18 protein-coding genes and 1 pseudogene are annotated in these 25,725 nt (G+C 58.1%); 13 read left to right on the top strand and 6 right to left on the bottom strand.

The genetic code is table 11. The features are described from left to right. Window position 1 precedes the first annotated feature (1 nt). The 5 genes from ABQ278_RS02630 to ABQ278_RS02650 all read left to right on the top strand — a co-directional run bounded on the left by ABQ278_RS02630 (window position 2) and on the right by ABQ278_RS02650 (window position 4,200). Window positions 2-262 carry a DUF6587 family protein gene (locus tag ABQ278_RS02630; RefSeq protein ID WP_349321074.1) on the top strand — a complete coding sequence of 87 codons (261 nt, stop codon included), beginning with the start codon at window positions 2-4 and terminating at the stop codon, window positions 260-262. A gap of 72 nt (window positions 263-334) precedes the next feature. After that, on the top strand, window positions 335-754 hold the full coding sequence (locus tag ABQ278_RS02635) for a heme-binding protein (protein WP_349321075.1): 420 nt from the start codon (window positions 335-337) through the stop codon (window positions 752-754). Between the two features lie 5 nt (window positions 755-759). Next, the gene (gene mgrA / locus ABQ278_RS02640; RefSeq protein ID WP_349321076.1) at window positions 760-1,800 is read left to right on the top strand and encodes an L-glyceraldehyde 3-phosphate reductase; all 1,041 of its coding nucleotides are present in this window, start codon (window positions 760-762) and stop codon (window positions 1,798-1,800) included. A gap of 107 nt (window positions 1,801-1,907) precedes the next feature. Next, a complete protein-coding gene (locus tag ABQ278_RS02645) occupies window positions 1,908-2,942 on the top strand; it encodes an ABC transporter substrate-binding protein (protein WP_349321077.1) in 1,035 nt (344 codons plus the stop codon). A 112-nt stretch (window positions 2,943-3,054) separates the two neighbouring features. Beyond that, complete coding sequence (locus tag ABQ278_RS02650; protein WP_349321078.1) at window positions 3,055-4,200, top strand: aminotransferase; 1,146 nt, start codon at window positions 3,055-3,057, stop codon at window positions 4,198-4,200. Between the two features lie 47 nt (window positions 4,201-4,247). On the opposite strand, the gene ABQ278_RS02655 is transcribed toward ABQ278_RS02650, so the two are convergent. Beyond that, window positions 4,248-5,282 carry a cupin-like domain-containing protein gene (locus ABQ278_RS02655; protein ID WP_349321079.1) on the bottom strand — a complete coding sequence of 345 codons (1,035 nt, stop codon included), beginning with the start codon at window positions 5,280-5,282 and terminating at the stop codon, window positions 4,248-4,250. Window positions 5,283-5,873: 591 nt separating this feature from the next. On the opposite strand from ABQ278_RS02655, the gene ABQ278_RS02660 reads away from it, so the two are divergent. From ABQ278_RS02660 to ABQ278_RS02675, 4 genes and pseudogenes are all read left to right on the top strand, one after another. Then, window positions 5,874-9,272, top strand: coding sequence for a TonB-dependent receptor (locus ABQ278_RS02660; RefSeq protein ID WP_349321080.1), 3,399 nt, complete (start codon window positions 5,874-5,876; stop codon window positions 9,270-9,272). A 192-nt stretch (window positions 9,273-9,464) separates the two neighbouring features. After that, the gene (locus tag ABQ278_RS02665; protein ID WP_349321081.1) at window positions 9,465-11,012 is read left to right on the top strand and encodes a tryptophan halogenase family protein; all 1,548 of its coding nucleotides are present in this window, start codon (window positions 9,465-9,467) and stop codon (window positions 11,010-11,012) included. Beyond that, entirely contained in the window at window positions 11,005-12,522 is a 1,518-nt protein-coding gene (locus tag ABQ278_RS02670; RefSeq protein WP_349321082.1) for a tryptophan halogenase family protein, read from the top strand. The genes ABQ278_RS02665 and ABQ278_RS02670 overlap by 8 nt, the downstream gene beginning before the upstream one ends. A gap of 32 nt (window positions 12,523-12,554) precedes the next feature. Further along, a pseudogene (locus tag ABQ278_RS02675) lies at window positions 12,555-14,098 on the top strand (tryptophan halogenase family protein). A gap of 7 nt (window positions 14,099-14,105) precedes the next feature. On the opposite strand, the gene ABQ278_RS02680 reads toward ABQ278_RS02675, so the two are convergent. After that, complete coding sequence (locus ABQ278_RS02680) at window positions 14,106-14,807, bottom strand: DUF6445 family protein (protein WP_349321083.1); 702 nt, start codon at window positions 14,805-14,807, stop codon at window positions 14,106-14,108. 37 nt (window positions 14,808-14,844) lie between these two features. Next, on the bottom strand, window positions 14,845-16,122 hold the full coding sequence (gene gabT, locus ABQ278_RS02685) for a 4-aminobutyrate--2-oxoglutarate transaminase (RefSeq protein WP_349321084.1): 1,278 nt from the start codon (window positions 16,120-16,122) through the stop codon (window positions 14,845-14,847). Window positions 16,123-16,233: 111 nt separating this feature from the next. Here gabT and ABQ278_RS02690 point away from each other — a divergent pair, with 111 nt between their 5' ends. After that, window positions 16,234-16,893 (top strand): alpha/beta fold hydrolase, encoded by a 660-nt coding sequence (locus ABQ278_RS02690; RefSeq protein WP_349321085.1) that lies wholly within the window; start codon window positions 16,234-16,236, stop codon window positions 16,891-16,893. Window positions 16,894-17,002: 109 nt separating this feature from the next. On the opposite strand, the gene ABQ278_RS02695 is transcribed toward ABQ278_RS02690, so the two are convergent. From ABQ278_RS02695 to ABQ278_RS02705, 3 genes are all read right to left on the bottom strand, one after another. Continuing rightward, window positions 17,003-18,553: a DHA2 family efflux MFS transporter permease subunit gene (locus ABQ278_RS02695; RefSeq protein ID WP_349321086.1), complete on the bottom strand. Its 1,551-nt coding sequence runs from the start codon at window positions 18,551-18,553 to the stop codon at window positions 17,003-17,005. Window positions 18,554-18,734: 181 nt separating this feature from the next. Beyond that, window positions 18,735-19,847, bottom strand: coding sequence for an HlyD family efflux transporter periplasmic adaptor subunit (locus ABQ278_RS02700; RefSeq protein ID WP_349321087.1), 1,113 nt, complete (start codon window positions 19,845-19,847; stop codon window positions 18,735-18,737). 17 nt (window positions 19,848-19,864) lie between these two features. Continuing rightward, entirely contained in the window at window positions 19,865-21,223 is a 1,359-nt protein-coding gene (locus tag ABQ278_RS02705; protein WP_349321088.1) for an efflux transporter outer membrane subunit, read from the bottom strand. A gap of 213 nt (window positions 21,224-21,436) precedes the next feature. Between ABQ278_RS02705 and ABQ278_RS02710 the strand changes: the two genes are divergently transcribed. The 3 genes from ABQ278_RS02710 to ABQ278_RS02720 all read left to right on the top strand — a co-directional run bounded on the left by ABQ278_RS02710 (window position 21,437) and on the right by ABQ278_RS02720 (window position 25,705). Then, entirely contained in the window at window positions 21,437-22,066 is a 630-nt protein-coding gene (locus ABQ278_RS02710) for a TetR/AcrR family transcriptional regulator (protein ID WP_349321089.1), read from the top strand. A 145-nt stretch (window positions 22,067-22,211) separates the two neighbouring features. Then, window positions 22,212-23,903 carry an ATP-binding protein gene (locus ABQ278_RS02715; RefSeq protein ID WP_349321090.1) on the top strand — a complete coding sequence of 564 codons (1,692 nt, stop codon included), beginning with the start codon at window positions 22,212-22,214 and terminating at the stop codon, window positions 23,901-23,903. A 149-nt stretch (window positions 23,904-24,052) separates the two neighbouring features. Then, window positions 24,053-25,705, top strand: coding sequence for an EAL domain-containing protein (locus tag ABQ278_RS02720; RefSeq protein ID WP_349321091.1), 1,653 nt, complete (start codon window positions 24,053-24,055; stop codon window positions 25,703-25,705). Window positions 25,706-25,725: the final 20 nt, after the last annotated feature.

Below are 25,725 nucleotides of genomic sequence, written 5' to 3' on the forward strand. Positions count from 1 at the left end.
CATGATCTATTCCGTCGTTCAGGCTGTGATCATCACGGCGATCGTCGCCTTCTGCGCCCTGCAGATGTTGCGTCGGCTGATGCCGAAGCTGAGCCATGATCTCCAGGTCAGGGGCTCAAAAGCGCTCAATCGCGCCGATCTGCCGGCGGTCGTGCAGTCCATCGGCCAGAAACTGCAGCCGGTCGAAGCGCCGGATAGCGGCTGCGGTTCGGGCTGCGGAAGCTGCAAGGGCTGCTCGACTGGCTTTGAGATCAAGGACTGATTGTCGACGGGCTGGCTTGACAGTCCTGCCGGCGGCTCCCTATTCAGGTTGATATAAAAACCGGGAGCGAACATGCAAACCACACTGACTCTGGGCGAGGCCGAGGCCCGGCTGGCTATCGATGCCTGCGTGGCCGAACTGAAAAAGCGCGGCAAGGCCGGCGTGGTGGCGGTCGGTGACAGCCACGGCGAATTGCTGGCCCTGTGGCGCACCGATGGCTGCGCCCTGCCGCCCATCGTCATCGCGCAAAACAAGGTCTATACCGCTGCCCGCGTGCGTGGTCCTTCCGGCGATCTCGGCCGTAACGCTCAGGCGGATGGTTCCGACGTTCATTATCACGGCGATTCGCGCTATGTCGGTTGGGACGGCGGCGCGCCGGTCATGTACAAGGGGCAATGCCTTGGCGCCGTCGCGGTCAGCGGCCTGTCGGGCGTCGAAGATCTGGACATCGCCACTATCGGCATCACCGCAATCCTTAACGCACTGGACTGAAATTCATGGCTTTTCCCGTTCCCTATGTCGCCGCAAGTGACCGCTACACCTCCATGCCCTATCGCCGCTGTGGCCGTTCGGGTCTGAAATTGCCCGCCATTTCGCTGGGCCTGTGGCAGAATTTCGGCGGCGTCGATGTCTTTGAGACCGGCCGCGCTATTCTGCACTACGCCCTTGACCATGGCATCACGCACTTCGATCTCGCCAATAACTACGGCCCGCCCTACGGCTCGGCGGAAGAGAATTTCGGCCGCGTGATGGCCACCGATTTCAAGGCGCACCGCGATGAACTGGTGATCTCGACCAAGGCCGGCTGGGATATGTGGCCTGGCCCCTATGGCGATGTCGGCGGTTCGCGCAAATATCTGATCGCCAGTTGCGACCAGAGCCTCAAGCGCATGGGCGTCGATTATGTCGATATCTTCTATTCGCACCGTGTTGATCCGGAAACGCCTCTGGAAGAAACCATGGGCGCGCTGGCCCATCTGCACCGCCAGGGCAAGGCGCTCTATCTCGGTATCTCGTCCTATTCGCCCGAGCTGACCCGGCAGGCCGCCGCTATCCTGAAAAGCGAGGGCGTGCCGCTGCTCATTCATCAGCCCTCCTATTCGATGCTCAACCGCTGGATCGAGGAAGGCCTGCTCGATACGTTGGGCGAGCTGGGCACGGGCTGCATCGCTTTCTCGCCCCTGGCGCAAGGCATGTTGTCGAACAAGTACATTCATGGCGTGCCGGCCGATGCCCGCGCCGCCAAGGCCGGTTCGTTCAATCAAAAACTGATCACCGACGACAATATCCGCCGTATTGGCGAGCTTAACAAGATCGCCGAAAGCCGTGGCCAGACCTTGGCACAGATGGCGATTGCCTGGGTTCTGCGCGATCCGCGCGTCACCTCGGCGCTGGTGGGCGCACGCACGGTCGAGCAACTGGCCGACACGCTGAAATCGCTCGATAATCTCGCCTTCTCTGAGGCCGAACTGGCCAATATCGACACCTTCGCTACCGAAGGAGGCATCGACCTGTGGAAGGTGTCGTCAACCCTGTAAATTTTTTTGACAGGGTTTAATTTAGCTCAACTGTCGGGCGATATTTCATCGCCCGACAAAACAACACTGATTTGATATGGTATTGCGTGTAGTGAAGGTAATTGCCTATGTCGAAATTTCACACCTCTGAACAGCCGGGGCCTGCTCCCCTCATCTGGTACGCCCGCTGCCCGACCCTGACCGCCATGGGGCTGGTGGCTAACCGCGGCGTTTTCCAACGTGAATTCCTGCGTGAAAATGTTCACCTGGTGTCGGTGCGTGAAAATTCGACGCCGAGCGTGCGGCAGGGTCACCTCGATCACAGCCTGCCGAACCTGATCCGCGAAGCCGACGCCGCCACCGCCTTATGGGCGCATGGTCAGAACGAACGTTCTCGCCTGCTGGCGATCGGCCAGACCTATCACTCGGTCAGCGTGGTGACGCGTCCGGGCCAGGCGATCAACGGTCTGCGCGATCTGGTTGGGCGTCGCCTTAGCCTGATCAAGGAAGCGGGTAATTTTTCGCCGGCGCAGGTGCGATCCTTGCGCGCCTGGGAAACCGTGCTCGATGTTGCCGGTATTACCAAATCCGACATCGAGTTCGCGCCGGTGGTGGCCGATCATCCGAGCGTGCCCTTTGGCGATGTGGCGCGACGCGAGGTTGAGGCCTTGCTCGGCGGCCAGAGCGATGTCGCCATCCTGTTCGGCGCTAAGGGCCTGGAACTGGCGCGTTCGGCGCATCTGAAAGAGGTGCATCGCTTTACGGCCGAGGAGATCCGCAGCCATCCGCGCCTGGCGGGTCTGGTCGAACTGCGCGCCGTCACGGTGGATCACGTGCTGCTCGAAGGGCGTGCCGATATCGTTACGCGATTGCTTGGCAACCTGATCGAGGCCGCGCACTGGGCGGAGGCTTTCCCGAAAGAGGCCATCAAACAGGCCGCTATCGAGGGCAAGGTCGAAAGCGATGACGCGGCGACAGCCTATGGTGACCTGCTCGGCGCCAGCGCGAAACTGGGGCTGGAGCCGGAACGGCTGGCGGCTATGGAAGATTTGCAGAACTGGCTGAAACACCGTCACTTGCTGCCGGAGCACCACCAGATTGCCGCGTGGACCGATCCGTCCGTCTTGCAGGCCGCAAAACAGAATTTGAACGTCGAGGCCTGAGGTCCTTATCCCTCCCGCAGGTTATCCGCTCAAATCAGGGCCCGAAGCTTCTCCCCAGGCTTCGGGCCTCTTATGCTATGGATGAGGCGATTCTCTTCCTCCGAGGCCCGATATGAACCCTGTCTTCGCCGACTTACCCGTCAGTATTTTCGAGATCATGTCGCTGGAAGCGAAGACGCTTGGTGCGATCAATCTCGGTCAGGGTTTTCCCGAAACCGACGGTTTCCCGGAGGTGCGTGAAGCTGCCGCGCACGCACTTATGGAGCAATCCAACCAGTATGCACCGATGCGCGGACTGCCGGTTTTGCGACAGGCTGTGGCGGATTTTTACGAGCGCCAGCAGGGGCTTAAGCTCGATCCCGATACGCAGGTGCTGATTACCTCCGGCGCTACCGAGGCCATCTGCGCGACGATCTTGTCCATGATCACGCCGGGCGATGAGGTGGTGGTGTTCGAGCCGATGTACGATGCCTATGTGCCACTGATCCGGCGCGCCGGCGGCATCCCGCGCATCGTCCAGCTTTCACCGCCATACTGGCAATTCAGCGATGACGACCTGAAAGCGGTCTTTACCAGCCGGACGAAACTGGTGCTGATCACCACGCCGAACAACCCGACGACCCATTGTTTTACGCCTGAACAACTCTCTTTACTGGCTGACTATTGTGAGCGTTTTGACGCTTATGTCTTGAGCGACGAGGTGTGGGAGCAGGTGGTGTTCGATCGTCATCATGTCAGCGTGCTGCATATCCCGAGCCTGGCGCGGCGCTCGATCAAGATCGGTTCGGCCGGCAAGATCTTCTCGCTCACCGGCTGGAAGGTCGGGTTCGTGGTCGCCGACAAGGCGCTAATCGATCAGGTGGCGCGGGCGCACCAGTTCATCACCTTCGCCACGCCGCCAGCCTTGCAACACGCTGTCGCCTTCGGGCTTGGCCTGCCGCAGACGCGTTTCGATACGGCGCTGGATGAACTGAAAAGACAGCGTGACTATCTCAGCCGTCTGCTGACCGAGGCGGGCTTTCATCTGCTGCCGGCTGAGGGCACCTATTTCCTCAATGTCGACCTGCGCGCCTCTGGCGTTACCGGTTCGGGCCTTTATGTCGCCTATGATCTGGTCAGGCATCATGGCCTGGCCACCATACCTTTGCAGGCCTTTTGCGAGACGGGCCGTGACCTGGCGGTCTTGCGTCTGTGCTTCGCCAAATCACTTGACAGCTTGAGCAAGGGTGCGGCGGCCTTAAGCAAAATCAATTGTTAAATTATATAAAAGGGTTAGCGGAAACAACGGTTGAATCTTAACCCTGTTTAGCCGCGACCCTCTATCAGGGTTTTCAGCGCGGCGAAGATTTCAGCGCGGTGTCTTGGGGTCTGGCGGCCGAGCCCGCCCTGATAGGCGGATGGGATATGCGCCATCGGATCGCCATCGGTCTGGAAGATGTAATGATCGAACATCGCCTTCCAGTAGGCCTTGTCGCTGGAGGGCAGATTTTTGAGCGACAGCAGACCATTGAGAAAAGCCGACATGGGGTTTTCCACCGTGTTGGCGCTGTTGCCCCACCAGTAATTCACCAGCACATTGAAGGGTGTCAGCGATTTTACCTGGTGCCACCAGTATTTCGGAATATAAAGAGCGTCGCCCGGTTCCATATCCGCAACCTGAGCGGTGGCCAGGGCTTCGCGAAATTTCGGAAATCTGTCGAAATCCGGATTCGCCAGATCCACAAGCGATATGGCGCGGCCCGAAGGCGTGTGATCCATCGGCCCGATATAGAGATTGGGCAATTGCTCTGGCGGAAAGAGCGTGAAGCGGCGTCGCCCGGCGACCACGCAGGCAATATTGTGGTCATTGTCATTATGCGTCTGGGCCGCTGTGCCGTTGCTAATCCAGATGCGCGGCTGGATGGCCGGCGGCAACAGCGGGCTGATATTCTCTTTCAGAAAGGCGGGCAGATAGTCCTGAATAACCGTGGACTGGATATAGATATAGGGTGGGTTGGGGTGTTCCAGCACATTGAGCAACTGATCCAGCCCAGCGGAAATAGACTTCAGGCGCTTATTGAAATTGAAATCGCTCATATCCGGACCGTAGGTGAAGCGGCCCTGACTGGTGTTGTACGACTCCAAAACGGTAGTGGGCCGGCCAGTGTCCATGGCTTTCAGATAGTCGGCCATGGCGGCTGGGCCTTCGTAACCCACAGCTACAGCCGGCCATGCCGTTACTAAGCCTTTGATGAGGACGGGGCGGGCGGAAGGCAGGATATCGCGCGCAAAGGCTTCAGGAGTTATTCCTGCGATTGTGTCGACAGCCGGAAGTGACAGATCTGTAGGCGCGTGTGACATGGCAGTGATCTCAAGAGGTGGCGCAACCCTTGTATTGAGGGCAACACATTGTTCTTGAGGTACGTCATGGCTGTAGCCTTGACAAGGTAATAGGCAAGAGTTGAAGGCAAGCGTGCCTTTTAATGCGGCCTCGTTTGGCTAGGCGGTTTGGCGCGGGCGCGTAAAAATATCAATCACAACCATAAAGTTGCATTCTAAAAAAATGGTTGGAAGCAAACTGATGTCACATTCGATAAACTGTGTCGTGGGTGTGGCATTCGTGCCATTATTGGTGGTGATTGTGGCGGAAACGTCATATTTGCGTAGAAATAGATGTCAACTTTGTATAACAATGAAAAACGAAATAATTAATCGGGTTGAGAAGCGTCACTAGGTTATCTCCGAAAATTCAAGACACGCCACAGATTTGACCGTATTTGACTCATGAGTCAAAATGTCGATCTGGCATAAATCAAGCGTGCGGAATGCCACTCGGAAATGCCTGTTATTGCCAGGGGCGCTTAATAATCCTGATTAGTGTTTTTAGTAAAAAACGGTTTCTTGCGGCAGAATCTCGGGTCTGCGGCAGGGGACGATCAGGGAGAAGACATTATGAAATCTACAAATGGCAAAGCCCGCTCGGGGCTTGCTTTGCTGAAGGCTGGCGTGTCTGTTGTTGCGCTTACCGCGCTCGCAGCCACCTTATTGACGCCAGCCTCTGCGCAGGAGGCTGCCCCATCGGATGACGCGGCGGCTGGCGCTCAGGAAGTTGTCGTTGTCGGTGTTCGCCGTTCGCTAAAAAACGCTCAGCAAATCAAGAAGGATGCCGACACGGTCGTCGATTCGATTACGGCCAATGACATTGGTTCTTTCCCCGACAAGTCGGTGGCTGAGGCGCTTCAGCGCGTTGCGGGTATCACCGTCAATCGCTTTGCGGCTACGGGTGATACCGCTCACTTTTCGGCCGAACCTTCGGGCGTTGTCGTCCGGGGTCTGCAGCAGGTGCGTTCGGAATTCAACGGTCGTGACATCTTCACCGCCAACTCGTCGCGTGGTCTGAGCTGGTCCGACGTTTCGCCGGAACTGATGGGCGGTGTCGATGTTTACAAGAACCAGACCGCCGAACTGATCGAAGGCGGCATCGCCGGCACGATCAATCTGCGTACACGTCTGCCGTTCGACCAAAAGGGTCGTGTCCTGGCCGGCACCGCTGAATACACCTGGGGTGATATCACCGAAAAGGGTTCCGGCGCGTTCTCCGGCATCTACGCTGATCGTTGGGAAACGGACCTGGGCGAATTTGGCCTGATGGTCAACGGTGCCCATTCGCAAGTTATCACCGCGTCGCAAGGTATTCAGTTCGGTCGTTATGCCGCCATTGTTAGTCCAGCCTTCGGCGCCGATCGAGATGAAGTGATCAACGCTAAGCCTGCTGAATTGTGGACGAACCCGGATAAGAAGTATGTGCCGGGCAGTGCGGCTATTCGTAACAACGAATACGATCGCGTCCGTGATGGCGTTGCTATCGCCGGTCAATGGCAGAATAACGGACATACCATGTTGCTTACGCTGCAATATCAGCAATCGAAGAAGCGCGAGCAGATGGTAGAGCACGTGCTGTCGGCATCTTCCGGCGTGGACTCTTATGCTAAAGAGCTTACCTGGGCCAGCACGGGTATGGAAAACTCCAACAGCGATGGTATACTTGATCGCGTCGTGAACGTATGCGCACCGGGTTCAACATGTACCTTCAATGCTGATGGTGGCTTGCAAACCGGCACATTGGTCACGAACATCGATACATGGATGTCGACCTATCCTGCCAATACGGGCGCGCCTAGCGCAGGCAATCCGCTTACTTGCTATTCCTGGACCTGTGGCGAAAATCCTGTTAATTCAGCTAATGGTGCTCCGGGCGGCACACGCGGGACGCGCTATAGCACCACGGCGCGTTACAGTGATAGCGTCAACGATACCAAGGATCTGGCCCTTAATTTCAAGTGGGACCCAACCGATCGCTTGAAGCTTAACTTCGACATCCAGCATGTCGAAGCCATCCAAACGAACTATGACATTGATGGTTCCATGAAGACCTTTGCCAATGTCAATTATGACCTGACGGGCGATCATCCGGTCTTTACGGTTTCTGACCCCAGCAGCTTCAATGATCTGCCAGGCAACATCAGCAACCCCGCCAATTATCAGGCGGCCTATATCATGGACCACGTTACCGATTCCGAAGGTAAAATGGATGCTGCTCGTATTGACGCGGCTTACAGCTTCGATTCGCCTTGGCTGAATACCCTTAAAGCCGGCGTGCGTTTTGCTGACCGTCAGCAAACCGTCCGTTGGTCGACCTATAACTGGAAAGTCAGCATCCGCGATTGGCAAACCTACGATCGGGATAACTTCTACATTACGGGCTCCGCTTTCCCGGCTGATTCGTATGAATCGGTCACCCTGCCGGATAATTTCTACGGCGGCGGCGTCACTAATGCGCCGACGGCTATTTTCTACCGCTTGGATCTGATCAAGGACCGTGAAGGCTTCGCTGCCAAGTTCGGTAATCAAAGCTATAAGCCGATAAGGGACAACGGTGAGGTTACGAATGAGTGGGTGCCGGTCTGTTATCGGCCCGGCGAGGATGGCTGCTTTATGCCGGCCGAGCTTTCCGAAGTTCAGGAAAAGACCAGCGCCGCTTATGTTCAGTTGAAGTTCGGTGGTCCTGATGCAACCATCTTCAACGGTATTACGGTTACGGGTAATATCGGTGTTCGCTATGTTCAGACACAGAACATCAGCACCGGTGGTGTTAACTACCCGACCTCGGTTAACTATGAAACTACGCCAACATCGCCTGTATTGGATCCTTTAACAAATCAGCCGATTATTGATCCAGTAACGGGCCAACCCGCGATCGCGTATAACTATAAGTACTTTATCTCGGCTGAAGATCGCGCTTTCCTGACATCTTCTGCAGCCAAGGTAACATCGGATATTACGCACAAAAACTGGCTTCCCAGCTTCAACGTGCGCTTGGGTCTGACGGATAAGTGGTTCCTGCGCTTTGCAGCGTCGCGTGCCATGTCGCGTCCGGATATCGGCAATCTGAAAGCCTATTCTTCGGTCAATTTTGTATCTCCGCAGCAGATTGAAGTTGTGTGTGGTAAGGCGCTGGAATGCACCGGTGGCGTGCCAACCAAGGCGGTTATGACCTATACCGGTTCGGCGCAAAATCCGTACCTCAAGCCGGTCACGGCCGATCAGTTTGACTTCACGATCGAGAACTACTTCTCCAGCACCGGCTCGCTGACGTTCAACGGCTTCTATAAGAAGTTCCATGACTATATCCAGCAGGGCTCCTACTATCGTAACTACACCAACGGTGGCGTGACCCGTGAAGTGCTCATGAGTGGGCCGATGAATGGTGATGGCGCTTCTATCAAGGGCTTTGAAGTCGCTTACCAAGGCTTCTTTGACTTCCTGCCCTCGCCTTGGGATGGTTTCGGTGTTCAGGCCAACTATACCCATCTGGTCAATTCCGGCATCGCAAGCGCCGGCGTGGCTCGTGAAACGGCTGACCCGTCCGGTGGGTCTGATCCCAACACCGGCGGTATCAATCGCTCAGCGAACGCTTTCCAGGGTATGCCTCTGGAAGGTCTGTCGGACAACTCGTATAACATCGTCGGCATGTACGAAAAGGGTGCCTGGTCGGCACGCTTTGCTTATAACTGGCGTTCGCGCTTCATGGTTACGGCTCAGGACTGTTGTACGACCTTCCCGGTCTGGCAGAAGGACGCAGGTTATCTTGATGCCCGCGTTGCTTATCGGATCAATGAACACATCGAGCTTTCGGTTGAAGGCAGCAATCTGCTCAATACTGAAACCCGTCTGCAACAGCAGATCGATGGCCCGACTCTCGCCTTCCCGGATCGTGAAGCCCGCTTCCTCAATTCGTCCTGGTTCAAGAACGATCGCCGTCTGCAAGCGTCTATCCGCTTGAAGTACTAAGAGCGTTCTCTTACGACATAGGAAAGGCGCGCTGCCCGACAGGACGGCGCGCCTTTTTTATCTCGCTTGCACTTCTCGTCTCGTAGTCAATGCCTGAGGCGCGTATGTGAGGCAAAATGTCTGGCTTGAATGAAGGTCATCTGTGTGATCATCTCCGTCAGGCTATTGTGACCCAAATCCGAAAGATTCCCTATGAGCAGTCCTGCGATGAAAATCGTCATTCTGGGCGGCGGCACCGCCGGCTGGATGAGCGCTGCGGCCCTGACCCGTGCCTTCAAGCCTGAGTTCTGTTCTGTCCGGCTGATCGAATCCGATGACATCGGGATTGTCGGGGTCGGTGAAGCCACTCTTCCACAAGTACATGATTTCAATCAGTTCCTCGGTATAGACGAGGCTGAATTTATGCGTGAAACCAAAGCGACCTTTAAGCTCGGCATTGAGTTCCGCGACTGGGCGCAACGCGGCGACAGCTATATCCACCCGTTCGGCGTACATGGTCAGGCGATGGGGGGCGTGCCCTTCTTCCAGTACTGGCTGCGCGCGCGCCAAAATGGCCATGATCTGAATATCGAGGACTATTCTTATCCGATCGCGGCCTGTCGCAACATGAAGTTCGACATGCCGTCCGACGATGAAAAGTCGATCCGTTCGACCTATTCTTACGCCTACCATTTCGATGCCACGCTCTATGCCAAATTTCTGCGCAAGTGGTCCGAAGGCCAAGGTCTCAAGCGTACTGAAGGTCAGGTTGTTGATGTGACGCTCGATGCGGAGAGCGGATATGTCAGGGCGCTTACACTGAAGTCCGGCGAAGTGGTCGAGGGAGATCTGTTTATCGACTGCTCCGGTTTCCGCGGCCTTTTGATCAGCCAGACACTGAAAATGGGCTGGGAAGACTGGACGCAATGGTTGCCATGTGATCGCGCTCTGGCCGTGCCGTGCGAACGCGTCGGCGACCTGACGCCCTTCACACGCGCGACAGCGCGTGAAGCCGGCTGGCAGTGGCGCATACCCTTGCAGCACCGCACGGGTAACGGCTACGTCTTTTCCAGCCAGTTCACCACCGAAGAACGGGCGGCTGAGGTTCTTCTGGCCAATCTCGATGGCAAACCGTTGGCCGACCCACGTCTCATCACGTTTCAATCCGGACGGCGCCAGCAGTCCTGGTACAAGAACTGTATCGCTATTGGCCTGGCCAGTGGTTTCCTTGAACCCCTGGAATCGACCAGCATCTATCTGGCTCAGATCGCCGCTTCCTATCTGATCGAGCTATTTCCCGGCAAGCAGATTGATCCCAAAATATCCGGTGAATTCAACCGCCTGGTCGATATCGAATATGAAAGGGTGAGGGATTTCCTGATCCTGCACTATCATGCCACGGCGGGCCGCGTCGAGCCCTTATGGCGGCACACCCAGTCTATGCAGGTGCCGGAGTCTCTGGTCGAGAAGATGGCCATTTTCAAGCGGCGTGGCCATGTGCATCGCTACAAGGACGGGCTGTTCTCGCCGGCAAGCTGGATCGCCGTCTATACCGGACAGGGCATAACCCCGGCGGGGTATGATCGTCAGGCGGATAATTTGAGTGCGGATGAGCTTTTGGCCAGATTGAGCGAGATGAAAGGGCGCATTGACGTAAATGTCGCGGCCATGCCATCGCACGCCGATTTCGTCCGCGATTTTTGCTTTGATGCAAAAGCCGCTTCCAAAGCTGCGATGATGGGGGAGACGGCGCATGGCTGAGCCAAAGCGAGTGCGTAAGGTTGTGGTGCTCGGCCGCGATGAGTCGCTATGGCTTGCGGTCAACACGCTGGAACGGGCCTTTTCCAAAGCGGATATCGAGATCACGGCTATTGAGCTGCCGTCGCTTCTGCGCGCCGGCGATGTCTATCCCACCCTGCGCGCTCAGGAAGCTTTTCACAGCCTCATGGGGCTGAAGGAAGACGCTCTCATGCGCGCGTCACAGGCCACGTTCAGCCTGGGTCAGCGTTTTTCCAACTGGGCCAAGACACGTCCGCCTTTCTTCCACGCCTACAGCACCTATGGCGCCAAGTTCGAGCGCGTGCAGTTCCATCACTATTGGCTAAAGGCGCGGGCGAACGGACTTAAGGCTGAATTTGACGATTTCTCCTTGTCGGTCGCGGCGGCGAAACACGGACGCTTTTTCGTGCCCAATGAAGAGACGGACAGCTTTTCCAACAACGATTATGCCTACCATCTTGGCGCCGTTGGTTATTGCCAGATTCTGAAACAGGTCGCCTTGCAACGGGGTGTCATTCATCGCACGGGCCGGCTGGCAGAAGCCTTGCGCGCGGAGAATGGCGATATCACCGGCTTGTTGCTTAATGATGGTCAAGTGGTGGAAGGCGATTTCTTTATTGATGCCTCCGGCGCAGAAAGTCTTTTGCTCGGCCAGGCCATGGGGGTTGGGCTCGAGTCCTGGAGCCAGTGGTTCGCGTGTGACCGCATCCTGACGACCTATGCGCCGCCGCTTGCGCCATTACCCTCTTTCAGTCAGGCATCGGCCTTCCGTTCCGGCTGGCTGGGGCTCTATCCGCTACGCGATCGCACGGCGGTACAGCAGGTTTATGCCAGCGTCGATATGGGCGAACAGGAAGCTTTTGACACGGCAGGAATTGTATCAGCCTTGAAACTGCATGGCGATGCGGTGGTGACCCCTTATAGCGCGGGCTGTCGCACGCAGTTTTGGGCAGGCAACTGTCTGGCCGTCGGGGAGGCGGCTGTCGTTTTCGATCCTATCGACAATGTTCGCTTGCATGCCAATCTGGTGGGGATGTCGCACCTTATCTCTCTGTTCCCGATTGACAGTGACATGACGCTGGAACGCGATGAATATAATCGCAATGTCACCGCGGCCTTTGAACGTATTCGCGATTTCCAGATCTGCCGCTACAAGCTGAACCAGAGGTTCGACCAGCCGATGTGGGATCATAGCCGCGCCATGATCCTGCCGGACAAGCTACAGTATAAGCTGGATGTGTTCGAGGCGCGCGGTATGCTCATCGCCTATGATGACGAAACCTTTGAAGATCCTGAGTGGATCGCCATGCTGATCGGCCATGGTCTGATACCCAAAACCTACGATCCCCTGGTGGACCAGGTGAACGAAGGTGAGGTGATCCGACGCTTCCAGCAGATGCTTGGCTTTATCCGCCACAGTGTCGAAAAGATGGGGCCTATGGAGCAGCATCTGGGTCTGTCACCCATCGCGGCCATGTCGGCGCAAGGCTGAAAAGCGATATAATAAAAGTGTATCATCGGGAGATGTGCGTGGAGTCCAAGGTCAGGAAAATTGTCATTGTTGGCGGCGGCACAGCCGGCTGGATGTCGGCGGCGTGTTTCGCCAAGGCGCTGGGTACGCAGGGCTATGACATTACCCTGGTGGAATCCGAGGAAATTGGAACCGTCGGTGTCGGCGAGGCGACCATTCCGGCTATTATCCGCTATAATCGCTTTCTCAATATCGACGAGGATGAATTCATCCGCGAGACCAACGCCACCTTCAAGCTCGGCATCCAATTCGTTGCCTGGCAGAAGGAAGGCGTCAGCTATTTCCACCCTTTCGGCTATTTTGGCGTCGATATCGATGGCTTTACGTTCCCCAACTATTACCTGCGCGACTATTACCGGCGTGGCGGCGGCGTCATCGATCTCAGCCGCTATAATGCCGAGACCGAAGCCGCGCTTCAGGGACGGTTCGGACGCGTCAAGCCAGAGAACGGCAAGCCGGACCTCAATTATGCGTTTCAGTTCGACGCGGCGCTTTACGCGCGTTTCCTGCGCAAATATTCCGAAGCGCGCGGCGTAACACGGCGCGAAGGCAAGATTGTCAAGGTGCACCAGCATTCGGAGACGGGCTATGTTACGGCTGTCGAACTGGAGAATGGCAGTCAGATTGCCGGCGACCTGTTCATCGACTGCTCGGGGTTCCGCGGCCTGTTGATCGAGGAAACGCTCAAGTGCGGCTATACCGACTGGAGCCAATGGCTGCCCGTCAATCGCGCGGCCGCCGTGCCCTGCGAACGCGGTGACGATCTGATTCCCTACACGCGCGCGACCGCGCGTGAGGCGGGCTGGCAGTGGCGTATCCCCCTGCAACACCGCACAGGTAATGGCTATGTCTTCTGCAACAGCTTTATCAGCGAAGATGAGGCCTCGGAAAAGCTGTTGTCGCGGCTGGATGGCAAGCCTATGGCCGACCCGAAAATTCTGCGCTTCGTCACGGGCCATCGCAAGCGCTTCTGGGACAGGAATGTCGTGGCTCTGGGGCTGGCCAGTGGCTTTCTGGAGCCGCTCGAATCGACGAGTTTCACCTTGTGCAGGCCGGCCTCTTCAAGTTTCTGGCCCTGTTCCCGCGTCAGGGATTCAACCCGCGCATTGTCGAAGAATATAATCGCCAGATGTTGTTCGATTATGACAACGTCAAGGATTTCATTATTGCTCACTACAAGGTGACCGAACGCGATGATACGCCGTTCTGGAACTATGTGCGTAACATGGAGGTGCCCGATTCCTTACGTGAGCGGCTCGATGTGTTCCGTTCCACCGGCCAGACTCTGAGCAATGAGCGCGAACTGTTCCGCGAAGTGAGCTGGTACGCCGTCCTGACAGGTCAGGGCCTGGTACCGGCAGACTATCATCCCGCCGCCGATACGCTGGATGATGACGATATCAGGCTGCGGCTGGGGCGCTGGCGCACGGCAGTGGTTGATCGCGTCAAGACCTTGCCGATGCACGAGGATTTTATTCGCAAGACCTGTGCTTCGGCTGCCCTGAAGCAGCGTGATGAGGCGCGCGTCGGAGGCTAAAGCGGCCTTACGTGTTCAGGAAGGTATTGGCCGTCAAGCGCCCGTATTTCGGGTCTATGCTGAGGGCATCGGCATTTTCGAGACGCATAGCGTGGAGCTGGGTGGCGCGATACAGGATCAGCCGGTTAAACACAGGTTCGATGTGGGCGATCTCTTCGTAAAGATGGCTCAGGGTTTCGCGCGGCTGCCCGTCGAGACTTTCGATTTCACGTGTGCGCACAGTCTTGAATGCGTTGGCGCGGACATTTGAGACCACTTCAAAACCGGTCGCCTTATGGCGATAAAAGGCTGTTCCGCCGAAGCTTGCGCTGAGAAAATGCACGCTTGCGAAGCTTCTGGCATTGGCGGAATCGGTATGCGGCAGGCTCTGGCGCACTACCATCTGCCCAGGCGACAGGTTGGTAAGGCCGAAGAAGCCGTAGGACCGCCCCAGCCGTCCCGGGAGGGCGTCGAAAATTTCGGTCAGCGGGCGTTCCAGCGCCGGGAGCAGGGTCGGCAGATAATTGGCCGGGAGGTGGGCATTGAGGCCGGGATAGTAAGATCCGGTGGTGGGCGGCACGAAAGCGGATCGTGCCGCGAACTCGACCAGGTCCTCGCAGCCATTGAACGCCTCATCGACCACAAAGACCGGCTGTTGTTCCTCGCCGATCCGCCTTACCTCGATACGGGCGTTGCGGTTAAGGGAAAGAGGGGGCAGGCGCTGGGTCATGAATCCATTTTTAGAGCCGCCGGTGCGAAATGCAAGCTCACAGGGTCAGAGCTTTTTCCAGCATGGCGATGCCCTCGTCCATGATCGCCTCCGAAGCCGTGAGTGGCGCCAGTATGCGGATGGTATTGCCATAGACGCCGCACGACAGAAGGATCAGGCCATGCGCCTGGGCTTTCGTCGTCACCGCCTTGGTGGCCACAGCGTCCGGCGTATGACTGCCGCGCTCGGTCACGATATCGAAGGCGATCATGGCGCCTAAACCGCGAATGGCGGTGATTGGCACGATGTCGTTACGCCCGGCCAGGGCTTCGAGCCGGGCTTTCAGCCTGGCGCCCTGGCGGTTAGCGGCGTCGAGCAGCTTTTCTTCTTCGATCACCTCCAGCACGGCCAAAGCCGCGGCGCAGGCTACCGGATTACCGCCATAGGTGCCGCCAAGGCCGCCAACCTGCGGCGCATCCATCACCTCGGCGCGGCCGACCACGCCGGAAAGCGGATAACCACCGGCCAGTGACTTCGCCATGGTCATCAGGTCGGGCTTCACGTCGTAATTTTCCATGGCGAACAGCTTGCCGGTGCGACCGAAGCCGGTCTGGACCTCGTCGGCGATCAGCAGGATGCCGTGCTCGTCGCACTTTTTGCGTAAAGCACGCATCAGTTCCGGCGGCGTGATCAGGAAGCCGCCTTCGCCCTGCACGGGCTCGATGATGATGGCGGCCACCGCGTCCGGCGCGATATCGGCCTTGAAGAGATAGTCGAGCATTTTCAGCGTGTCTTCGGTGTCGATGCCGCTGGCTTCGACCGGGAAGGGGAGGTGGTAGACGCCAGGTTGCTGCGGACCGAGGTCTTTCTTGTAAGGTACCACCTTGCCGGTCAAGGCCGAAGTCAGGGCGGTGCGGCCGTGGAAGCCGCCGGTGAAGGCGATGACGCCATCGCGCTTCGTGTAGCAGCGGGCGATCTTGACGGCGTTTTCGACCGCCTCGCCGCCGGTCGTGAAGAAGGCGCACTTGGCCGGACCTTCTATCGGCGCCAGGGCGTTGATCTTTTCGGCCAGGGCGATGTAGACCTCATAGGGCACGACCTGGAAGGCGGTGTGGGTGAAGGCGTCCATCTGCTTCAGGGCGGCGGCCTGCACTTTGGGGTGACGGTGGCCGGTATTGAGCACGGCGATGCCGCCGGCGAAATCGATGAAGCGGTTACCGTCGGCGTCCCACAGTTCGGCGTTTTCAGCGCGGCTGGCGAAGAGGGTGGTGGCATGACCGATGCCGCGTGCAACAGCGGCAGAACGGCGGGCGGTGAGATCGGCATTGTGGGTCATGAGACATCTCCGGCTGAACTGCAGGGAGAGTACATATTGTGATCACAATTTGCCAGTTGAATTTGAGCGCAATATATCGACTATCTCTGACAGGTGAGAATGGGGCGCAGCATGAAGCGGGTTGGGGATAGTGTCGTCCTGCTGCATGGCACGGGCCGGACGCCGCGTAGCCTCCGCGGCCTTGAAAAACGGCTTCAAAAGGCAGGCTTTCAGACGCTCAACCTGGCCTATCCGTGGCGTCGTCTCGATATCGCCGGTCTCGCAAATTACGTTGCCGATGCGCTCGATGCGGAAGGTATTTTCAGCGGGTGTCACCGGCTTCATTTCGTCACGCACTCGATGGGCGGACTCGTGGCTGCCTGCCTGCTCGGCAGACTGCGCAAGCGCATCCCTGTTGAAGTGGGCCGCGTCGTTATGCTCGGGCCACCTTTACGCGGGAGCGAAGTGGCTGATGCTCTGTCAGGTTTTTCACCCTATCGTTGGTTTTATGGACCTGCGGGTCTGGAACTGACCACGAGTTCCGACCTTCTTGAGGGGCTCTGGCCCGATTATGCGCTGGGCGTTATCGCCGGCACCATTGGCTGGCCCTATCTGTCCGGCATGGTGTTTATCCGGGGCGCACACGATGGCCGGGTGGCTGTCGGGCGTACCCAATGGCAGGGCATGACAGACCACCTTGTGCTGCCGGTCATCCATAGCTACATGCCAGGCGCTCCCGTCGTTCTACGTCAGGTGCAGCACTTTATCGAAACCGGGTCATTCGACAGATGACGATTGTATAGAGGAAAAGGCGCGGAGAGGCCGCGAGGGGTCACTGGCCTCTCCGCTATTTCGAGGCTCCACCGGGGGAAGCGAGCCTCGAAAGCTTGTCGTGCACCAATCAGTGCACGTTTGATGTATCGACCGGGCCTTTAGGGCGCGGAATGATCCAGACGATCAGGGCACACGCGGCAAACAGGCAGGCGGCGCCCATGAAAACCCCGTTTGTCGAAATCATCAGGGCCTGACCACTGATCATCCTGTCGAGTGTCGATACCGCCGCTGTGTGCGACATACCGCCCTGCATAAGCGTGTCGAGGCTATGCTGAACACCCTTCATGCTGTCGACAATACCCTCATGGTTCTTGGTGGCGTTGTTTTCCCAGATGGTGGCGACGAACGATGTGGCGACGGCGCCGGCCATGGTGCGGATGAAATTCTGGAGGCCGGCTGCGTTGGCGGTCTCTTCCGGGTTTACGGATCCCATAGAAATCTGGATCAGCGGCATAAAGAAGAAGGGCATGCCGACGCCGCTGAGGAAGATCAGGAAGGCGATTTGACCAAAGCTCATATCCATCGTGGCCATGCCGCGCATAACGGTGATGATGGCTAGCCAGCCGACACCTAAGAAGATAAGACCGCGCGGATCTACCTTGACGGCAAGCTGAGCGGCAATGGGCGCTGCGAAGATGGCGAGTATGCCGATCATGCCAGTGGCGTTACCGGCCCAGGTCGCGGTCCAGCCGAGATTATTCTGCAGCCATAGCGGTCCGATGACATTAATGGCGAAGAAGGAACCAATCATCAACGCCATGCAGACCATGGCGATGGAGAACCCCCTGTGCCGGAAAACGCGCAGGTCAACGATCGGGTTTGCATCTGTCAGTTCCCAGATCAGGAAGGCGATGAAGCCAAGCAGGGCTGTCAGGGCCAGGCCGATGATGAAGGGTGACTCAAACCAGTCTCTTTCCTTGCCAAGGTCGAGCATCAATTGCAGGGCGCCGACCCAGAGGACCAGAAGGCCGAGGCCCACTGTATCGACGCGCGCCTTGACCGTCTTGGTTTCCTGGCTGAACAGCACACGCCAGACCAGGAAGCCGGCACCAATGGCGACGGGCACGTTGACAAGGAAGATCGAGCCCCAGCCGAAATTATCGCACAGGGTGCCGCCGAGCATCGGGCCGGCAACAGGGGCGACGAGGGTGGTGATGGCCCAGATACCCATGGCGGCCGGTTGTAGCTTCTTCGGGAAGATAGTCAGCAGAAGGGTTTGAGACAGCGGCATGAGCGGCCCCCCGCAGAAGCCCTGCACGATGCGGGCGGCGACGAGCGTTTCAAGACTTGGCGAAATGCCGCAGGCCAAAGAGGCGATGCCGAAGCCGATCAGGGCGACCGAAAAGACGCGGACGGTGCCGAAGCGCATGGCCAGCCAGCCGGTCAGCGGCACGGCGATGGCCTCAGCCACGGCGTAGGAGGTGATAACCCATGTACCCTGCGAGGTTGAGACGCCGAGCGCGCCGGCGATGTTGGGCACTGAAACGTTGGCGATGGAGACGTCGAGAATGGCGACGAAATTGGCCATGGCCAGCAGGATGCCGCACAGCCACAGCGTGATGCCTGTCAGCGGCACCGGTTCTTTGTAGCTTGTCTCGGCGGTAGTGGAAGCGGACATCGGTCCAATCCTTCTACATAATAATGGGTACAAGGCTACAACCACCCCCCACCCTTGCGGGCGCGGTCCCCAGGCTTGCAAAAGCCAGGCTTTCGCTGACGCCAAACCTCTTAAGCGCTGAGGTGTAAGAAAAATTCTTATTGGGCCGTCCGTGGAGGACGGTGGTTGTAGCTATAGTCGTTTAGTCTTTAACGCTGATCGTGGCCTTCATGCTCATGCCGACGCGAAGCGGATGTTGCTTCAGCTCAGTCGGGTCGAGGGAAATGCGGACGGGCAGGCGCTGAACCACCTTGATCCAGTTGCCGGTGGCGTTCTGGGCCGGAATGATGGCCATGGACGAACCGGTGCCACCTGAAAGGCCGGCCACCTTACCGTGGAACTTGACGCTGCCGCCGTAGGTGTCGGCCGTCAGCAGAACCGGCTGACCGATACGGACCTTCTCAAGCTGAACTTCCTTGAAGTTGGCGTTCACATAGGCCTCGGTGATCGGCACGATGCTCATAAGCGTCTGGCTGACCTGAACGCGCTGACCGACCTCGACCGTGTTGCGCGAAATGACGCCGGAGATCGGGGCGCGGATGACGGTGCGGTCGAGATCAAGTTGGGCCTGATCAACCCTGACGCGGGCCGCTACGACCTGCGGGTTTTCACTCACACCTACGCCGGAGATCAGGGCGGTGTTGGAAGCGCGTTGACCAACAGCGGCGGCGGCCTGAGCGCGCGCCGTGGCGAGCGCGGCCTGAGCCTGATCCAGGGTGGTCTTGGCGTTTTGCAGGTCTTCACCGGATACGGCGCCAATGCCGACCAGGGTCTTGCGGTCATTGTAGGATTTGAGCGCATTGTCGTAAGCGGCCTGGGCGCTGTTGACCTGCGAGGCGCTGGCATCGGCCTGCGCCTTCAGGGTGGCATCATTTTCATAATAGGTGCCGACCTGGCGCATGGCCTGATCAAGCTGTGCCTGAGCTGCGGCCAGCGCTAGCTTGGCATCGGTATCATCGAGCACGACGAGGATATCACCGGCCTTGACGACCTGGGTTTCGTGGACGTTAGAGGTCTTGACCGTGGCGGCTGTTTGGGCGGTGACGGCTGCCGAGGTGGCCTCGACATAGGCGTTGTCGGTTTCGACCGTCTTGCCGCCTTCGATCAGGCTATAGGCGCCGTAGCCAAGACCGGCCACAACGATGACGCCGCCGAAGATGGCGAACAGCGGACCGCGTTTGCGTGAGGTAACCTGGGCGGGCGCGGCACTGGCGCCGGGAACAGGAGCCGTATCGGAATTGTTTTGATCGGACATGATGCTAACTTCGTGGCTTAGTGCGATTGGAAGCCGCCGCCGAGAGCGGCGATGAGGCTGATGCGGTTGTTATAGGCCTGGGCGATCAGGTCCGAGAGGTCGAGCTCGGCCGAGGTCAGCTTGACCTGGGCGTCGATAAGATCGAGCTTGCTGGACAGATTGCGCTGGACGCGCAGATTGACCAGATTGTAGGCCTCCTTGGCGCTGTCGACACGGGCTTGCGCCTCGGTAATCTGCTCGGCGGTGGACTGGGTGTTGATCGCTGCGTCTGAGACCTGACGTAGGGCTGTGACCAAGGTGCTGTTATAGTTGGCCACCGCCGAATTGTAATCGGCTTCGGCGCCGCGGTACTGGGCACGCAGGCGGCCCTGAGCGAACAGCGGCAGGCTGATGGCCGGGCCGATATCGCCAATCACCGAATCATGGCGTGTCAGGCCATTCCAGTCGAGTGCCTGGATGCCCCAACTCGCACTAAAGGTGACATCGGGGTAGAAATCGGCTCTGGTGTATTTGATGTTTTGACTTTGAGCCTCGACCAGCAGGCGGGCGGCTTCGACATCCGGACGGCGACCGAGCAGACTAAGGCTGGCGTCGGCGGGCAGGGTGGCGAACGTAACGGGTGCAAGGTGCGGTCGCTGGATTGTCAGGCCGCGATCCGGACCATTGCCCACAAGGGCGGCGATCAGGTTGTTTTGCAGCTTGATGGCGGCTTCGGCGCCGGAGAGGCGGGCGGCAAGACGGGCCTGCTCGTCGGCATTATTCAGCACTGAATCCTTTGGTTCCAGATTGTTCGCGGCACGAGCCTGCATCAGTTGCAGGCGGGAATCGCGGTTCGCTTTGACGCTGGCGAGATCATCGCGCTGTTGATACAAACGGTCAAGTTCGACATAAGCGCGGGCCACGGCCACGGCAATATCCTGCCGCGCGGCGATGCTTTCCACCTCGGCGGCCTTGCCTTGCGCGAAGGCGCCCTTGCGGGCCGCTTTCGCCTTGCCCCAAAGGCCAAGGTCATAGTTTGCGCCTATGGTGGCGCGGGTCAGCGGGTGATAGCCCTTGGGCAGAAAATCACGGAAAGCCGGCGGATAGCCCATGTTCAGGCTCTGCTGCGTTTCGGTGATCGAGCCACTGAAGGAGAGGCTTGGCTTGAGCGCCTCGCTTATCTGTTCGCTGGAGGCTACTGCCTTCATCAGGCGCGCATCGGCGGTCTGGATGTCAGGCGAATTGGTGAAGGCTTCTTCAATCAGAGCATTGAGCTGCGGGTCGTTGAAGCCCTGCCACCAGGCGAGCACCGGCCATTCGCCAGCTTGTGAGGCCAGACTTTGCGGCGCGGCGACTTGGGCGCCCTCCAGTGGCTGTATGGTGCGGGGCTCAGGCACGGAGGCACAGTTGGCGAGAAAAAACGCCGAGGCCGCGAGTGCACTAAGGCTGGCGGCTTTTCTTATGGAAAGCGGCGATATTCTATAGGCAAGGGCGTGCATAGGGGGAGGTCCTGAAACACAAAAAGGTGAACCGTACTGTACAGTTTGTTTCCTCTGCGCTATAGTCCGACTCAAGTCAAGTACGAACTGTACAGTATGGTACAAATTTTTATGGAAATGCCAATCAAGAACTTCCGTGATGAGCGCCGTGAGCGCATTATTTCGGTCGCACGCAGTGTTTTTTACGAGGTCGGCTATGCTGGCGCCAGCATGTCGATGATTTCAACCCGCCTCGGCGGCTCTAAAGCCACGCTCTATGCCTATTTTAACAGCAAGGAAGACCTGTTCGAGGCGATTATCCGCGAACAGTGCGGCCAGATGGCTGATCTTTTTCTGGCGCACACTGGATCGGATGATCTGCGCGCGTCCTTAAGTCTTATGGGCCGTGAACTGCTGACCACCATCATGTCCGATGAAGCGATCCGCACCTTCCAACTCGTTATCGAGGAAAGCTACCGTAATCCTCAACTGGCCGAGATGTTTCATAATGTCATCCAGAGCCAGGGTCGCACTAATCTGATGGGCCTTTTGCAGACGGCGCACGACAAGGGGCAAATCGAAGCGCCCAATATTCTCGAAGCGACTATGGTGCTGAAGACGCTGATCTTTGGGGATTGTCACTTCAAGCGCCTGATGAACATGACCGTTCAGCCGACCGAGGCGGAATTGCACCGCCAGATCGACCTCGCCATTGATGTCTTCATGACCTATTACGGCCGGGAGGCTGACAAAGGCGCTTGAGGCTTATCTTAAGACTGTATACCCCAGTCTTAACCTTGTTTCCCCCTAGTCTTAACCTTGTTTACCAATGTGTAAACTTTTGTAGTTAACGTCCGGTTCACACCTGAGGTTAGCCATGTCCCGATCATCTGCAAACTCTGCGTACATGCCCCATGCGAATGCGCGGAGTGATGCCGCCTATACTGACATCGGGGCAGCGGTTTGTGCCTTGGCCTCGGCTCTGTTCGGTCTGCCGCTGGCCTTTTTGAAAGTCTTTGATGGCGATGCGCTGGTCACCCTGGCGGTGCACGGCTTTCCCGATATCGATGCACTCGATCACTTCGCCTTTATCGAACGCAAGCTTATCCCCGGCGTCAGTCTGCTGGTGGAGGACGCTACGCACGACTCGCGCTTCTTTCTTGAAAGCGCCGTTCTGCGCTCGCCGAACCTGCGCTTCTATGTCGATATGCCACTGGTCTATGAGGGCCGGGTCATGGGTGTGCTTGGCCTGTGTGATCCGCAGGCCGGTCTCGATTTCGACGACCGCAAACTGGTGCTGCTGGAACAGTTCGCCCACGTTGTCGCCACCCTGATCGCGCTGGCCAAGGGGGCAGAGGCGCGCGATGGCATGCTGGACGAGTTGCAGTCTCAGCAGTCCCGCATGGACTCGGCGGCCGACATGACGGGCCTGGGCTACTGGAAGATTGATCTGGAAAGCCGCGCGGTTACCTGGTCGAAGGGGCTCTATACCCTGTTCGGTCTTTCTCCGGAAACCTATACGCCTGATGTCGCCAGCCAGCTTGATATCTATCGTCCGGAAGACAGCGGCCTGCTGATCGACAGCTTCCAGCGCGCCGTCAACAGCGGTGAAGATTTCGATGTCGAGGTGCGGATTGTGCGCGCCACCGACAAAGCGCTGCGGCTGATGCGCGTCAAGGGCGGCGTCGATTATAATTCCGATGGCCAAGCGGCCCGACTGTGCGCTGTGGTACGCGACATTACACCAGAGCTGCCGGCCCAGGAAGCTTTTCTGAACGAGGTGACCGAGGATCTTCGGGCGCCGCTAAAAGACATTGTGAGCTTTGCGCGCAAGCTCGATAGCCAGGGCGGCACTCATCCCGATATTGCCACCTATGCGCACGATCTGCTCGTTTCGGCGCATGCGCTCGAAGGTTTGTTGGATGCGCAGTCCGTGGATGATGAGGCTGTCGATGTCGCCGAGATCATCAAGGAATTGGTCGATGATTTCGCGTCGACGGCGCAAGCCCTGCACACGCGCCTCAGCGCGCATTTCGTCGATTTTGCCCGCACCCGGGCGCGCTTCGATGTCATGCGCGTCCAGCAGGTATTGCATCATCTGCTCGACAATGCCTGTCGTCATACCGAAGGCGGGGTGATCAGCGTCACCGCCAGTCAGGTGCAGGCGGAAAACCCGGTCACCCTCATGGTCGATACCCACCTGCATGTCAGTGTGCGCGATACCGGTACGGGCATGGACGAAGCCCACGTGAAAGGGCTTTTTAAGGCCGGACACAAGGGCATGGGGCTGTCGATCGCCCAGGCTATTATCGACATGCTGGGCGGTTATATCGGCGTGGTGTCGCACCTGGGCGAAGGCACGAATGTCTGGTTCGAGATACCGATGGACTGGGTGGAAGCGCCGGTTACGGCTCCTGATGTTAAGGCCGCGCCGCGCATGAGAACTCTGACCCGTCAGCGCGTCGAGGATATAGCGCCGGCGGCGCGACCGCCGGCCTATGCGCCGACCGTGGCACCCAAACATCCGCCGGTCGATGAGCACTATATCAACCGCGAATATCTCCGCGCCCTGCTGGCCGACATGAAGCTGGAAATTTAAGTCATTCCAGGATGCGTTCGATCCCGGCAAGGGCGGCATGGCTGTGCGAGCTAAAGAGATAACCTGTTGATAAGGCCAATTTTAAGACTTTGGCGCTAGGTTGCCAAAACAGACCTGTCAGAAGGACGGTCGAGGATTTAGAGCCAGGTATGAGTGAAGATCTCAAAACGCAACGTGATCGCTATATTGCTTTTTCACTGGCCGCGGCCGATCTCCTGATCGAAGTTGATTCCGATTTCTGTATCGTCAAGACCATTGGCGCCACGCAGGCCTTGTTGAGCGGTCTGGCGCAGGATGTTGTGGCGCGTGACGTCTGCGAAATTTTTACCCTGGCCGATCGCGCCTTTGCCCGACGTCTGCTGACCAAGGCGCGGATGGTGGGGCGCATCGAACCGTGCAGCCTCAGCCTGAACCAGGATCAGGGACCGGCGCTGCTGGTCAATATGGGCGCCTGCTATCTCGGCAGCGGCAAGGGCCATACCTTTATCAGCCTGACCGTGCTGTCTGACGGCGTCATGGTCAATGCCACGGACCGCAGCGCGATCAGCGGTCTTCTCAATCTCGAGGGCTATTCCGCTTTCGCCAAGAAGAAAATCGGCATCAAGGGCGAAACCGCACCGCGCGAGCTGAAGCTGGTGCGCGTCACCGGCCTGTCGCACGCCATGCGTCAGTTGCCCGCCGACCAGGCCGACATGCTGCTGGGCGAGATCAGTTCGGTTCTGCGGTCGCAGTCGATGAACGGCACGGCCGCGGCGCAGTTGTCGGACGAGGCCTTCAGTTATATACCATCCGGCAAGGGTGAGGCGGCAAGTCCTGAGGCCCTGTCGAAGGAAATTCAGGCCGCGGCCGTAGCCGTCGGTCTGGCCGAAAACAGTCTGGCGTCGACCGTGATGAATCTGGAGCTTTCCACCGGTAATCTCGATCAGGAGAGCATCGCCAAGGCGCTGCAATATGTGTTGACCGACTTCTGCAAACCGGAACGCAGCCCGATCAGTTCGCTGGCGCAGGGTCTGAAAACAGCCATGGCCGAGACGGTCAAGCACTTCGACTCGATCCGCAACCTGATCGACAGCAACACCTATGCCCTGTTTTATCAGCCGGTGGTCAATCTGGCCGATCGCACCACGCATCATTACGAAGCCTTGCTGCGCTTCACCGACGGCCGCGCGCCGTTCGATACCATTCGCCTGAGTGAGCAATTGGGTCTTGTGCAGGATTTCGACCTGGCCGTTGTGCGCAAGGCGATCGACAAGCTGGACGAGCGACAGGATATCACCATTGCCGTCAACCTTTCCGGTCTGTCGATACAGAACGAGGCCTTCCGTGAAAACCTGCGTCAGCTTGTGGCGCCGCATAAGGATATCAGCCGTCGTCTGATGTTTGAGCTGACCGAGTCCAACAGCATTGACGATCTGCAGGCGGCCGGCACCTTCCTGCGCTGGCTGCGGCGCGGCGGTTTCAAGGTCTGCCTCGATGACTTCGGCGCCGGCGCCGCCACCTATAATTATCTGCGCAATTTCGACGTCGATTTTGTCAAGATCGATGGACCTTTCCTCAAGGACGCGCGCGACAAGCCGCGCCAGCGTGCCCTGATCCGCTCGGTAAGTCACCTGTGCCGAGAACTCAAGTCCGATGTCATTGCCGAGATGATCGAGGATGAGGATATGGCCAGGCTGTGCAGCGATATGGGCATCGGCTACGGCCAGGGTTTCCATCTGGGACGGCCCAAGGCGCATATCGAAGTGCCGCGCGAACCGTTGGTGGCGGCCCGCCGCAAGGGCTTCACCGAAAGCTGGGCGTAGGTTTTAGCTTTAAACTGTTT

The organism is Asticcacaulis sp. MM231, from assembly GCF_964186625.1.
Taxonomy (GTDB): domain Bacteria; phylum Pseudomonadota; class Alphaproteobacteria; order Caulobacterales; family Caulobacteraceae; genus Asticcacaulis.

Bases quoted from the DNA above. Each gene is read 5' to 3' on its own strand.
- ABQ278_RS02680 (WP_349321083.1), bottom strand. From the start codon at position 14,807: ATGACCCAGCGCCTGCCCCCTCTTTCCCTTAACCGCAACGCCCGTATC.
- ABQ278_RS02650 (WP_349321078.1), top strand. From the start codon at position 3,055: ATGAACCCTGTCTTCGCCGACTTACCCGTCAGTATTTTCGAGATCATG.
- ABQ278_RS02655 (WP_349321079.1), bottom strand. From the start codon at position 5,282: ATGTCACACGCGCCTACAGATCTGTCACTTCCGGCTGTCGACACAATC.
- ABQ278_RS02700 (WP_349321087.1), bottom strand. From the start codon at position 19,847: ATGTCCGATCAAAACAATTCCGATACGGCTCCTGTTCCCGGCGCCAGT.
- mgrA (WP_349321076.1), top strand. From the start codon at position 760: ATGGCTTTTCCCGTTCCCTATGTCGCCGCAAGTGACCGCTACACCTCC.
- ABQ278_RS02690 (WP_349321085.1), top strand. From the start codon at position 16,234: ATGAAGCGGGTTGGGGATAGTGTCGTCCTGCTGCATGGCACGGGCCGG.
- ABQ278_RS02720 (WP_349321091.1), top strand. From the start codon at position 24,053: ATGAGTGAAGATCTCAAAACGCAACGTGATCGCTATATTGCTTTTTCA.
- gabT (WP_349321084.1), bottom strand. From the start codon at position 16,122: ATGACCCACAATGCCGATCTCACCGCCCGCCGTTCTGCCGCTGTTGCA.
- ABQ278_RS02715 (WP_349321090.1), top strand. From the start codon at position 22,212: ATGCCCCATGCGAATGCGCGGAGTGATGCCGCCTATACTGACATCGGG.
- ABQ278_RS02630 (WP_349321074.1), top strand. From the start codon at position 2: ATGATCTATTCCGTCGTTCAGGCTGTGATCATCACGGCGATCGTCGCC.
- ABQ278_RS02660 (WP_349321080.1), top strand. From the start codon at position 5,874: ATGAAATCTACAAATGGCAAAGCCCGCTCGGGGCTTGCTTTGCTGAAG.
- ABQ278_RS02635 (WP_349321075.1), top strand. From the start codon at position 335: ATGCAAACCACACTGACTCTGGGCGAGGCCGAGGCCCGGCTGGCTATC.
- ABQ278_RS02695 (WP_349321086.1), bottom strand. From the start codon at position 18,553: ATGTCCGCTTCCACTACCGCCGAGACAAGCTACAAAGAACCGGTGCCG.
- ABQ278_RS02645 (WP_349321077.1), top strand. From the start codon at position 1,908: ATGTCGAAATTTCACACCTCTGAACAGCCGGGGCCTGCTCCCCTCATC.
- ABQ278_RS02710 (WP_349321089.1), top strand. From the start codon at position 21,437: ATGGAAATGCCAATCAAGAACTTCCGTGATGAGCGCCGTGAGCGCATT.
- ABQ278_RS02665 (WP_349321081.1), top strand. From the start codon at position 9,465: ATGAGCAGTCCTGCGATGAAAATCGTCATTCTGGGCGGCGGCACCGCC.
- ABQ278_RS02670 (WP_349321082.1), top strand. From the start codon at position 11,005: ATGGCTGAGCCAAAGCGAGTGCGTAAGGTTGTGGTGCTCGGCCGCGAT.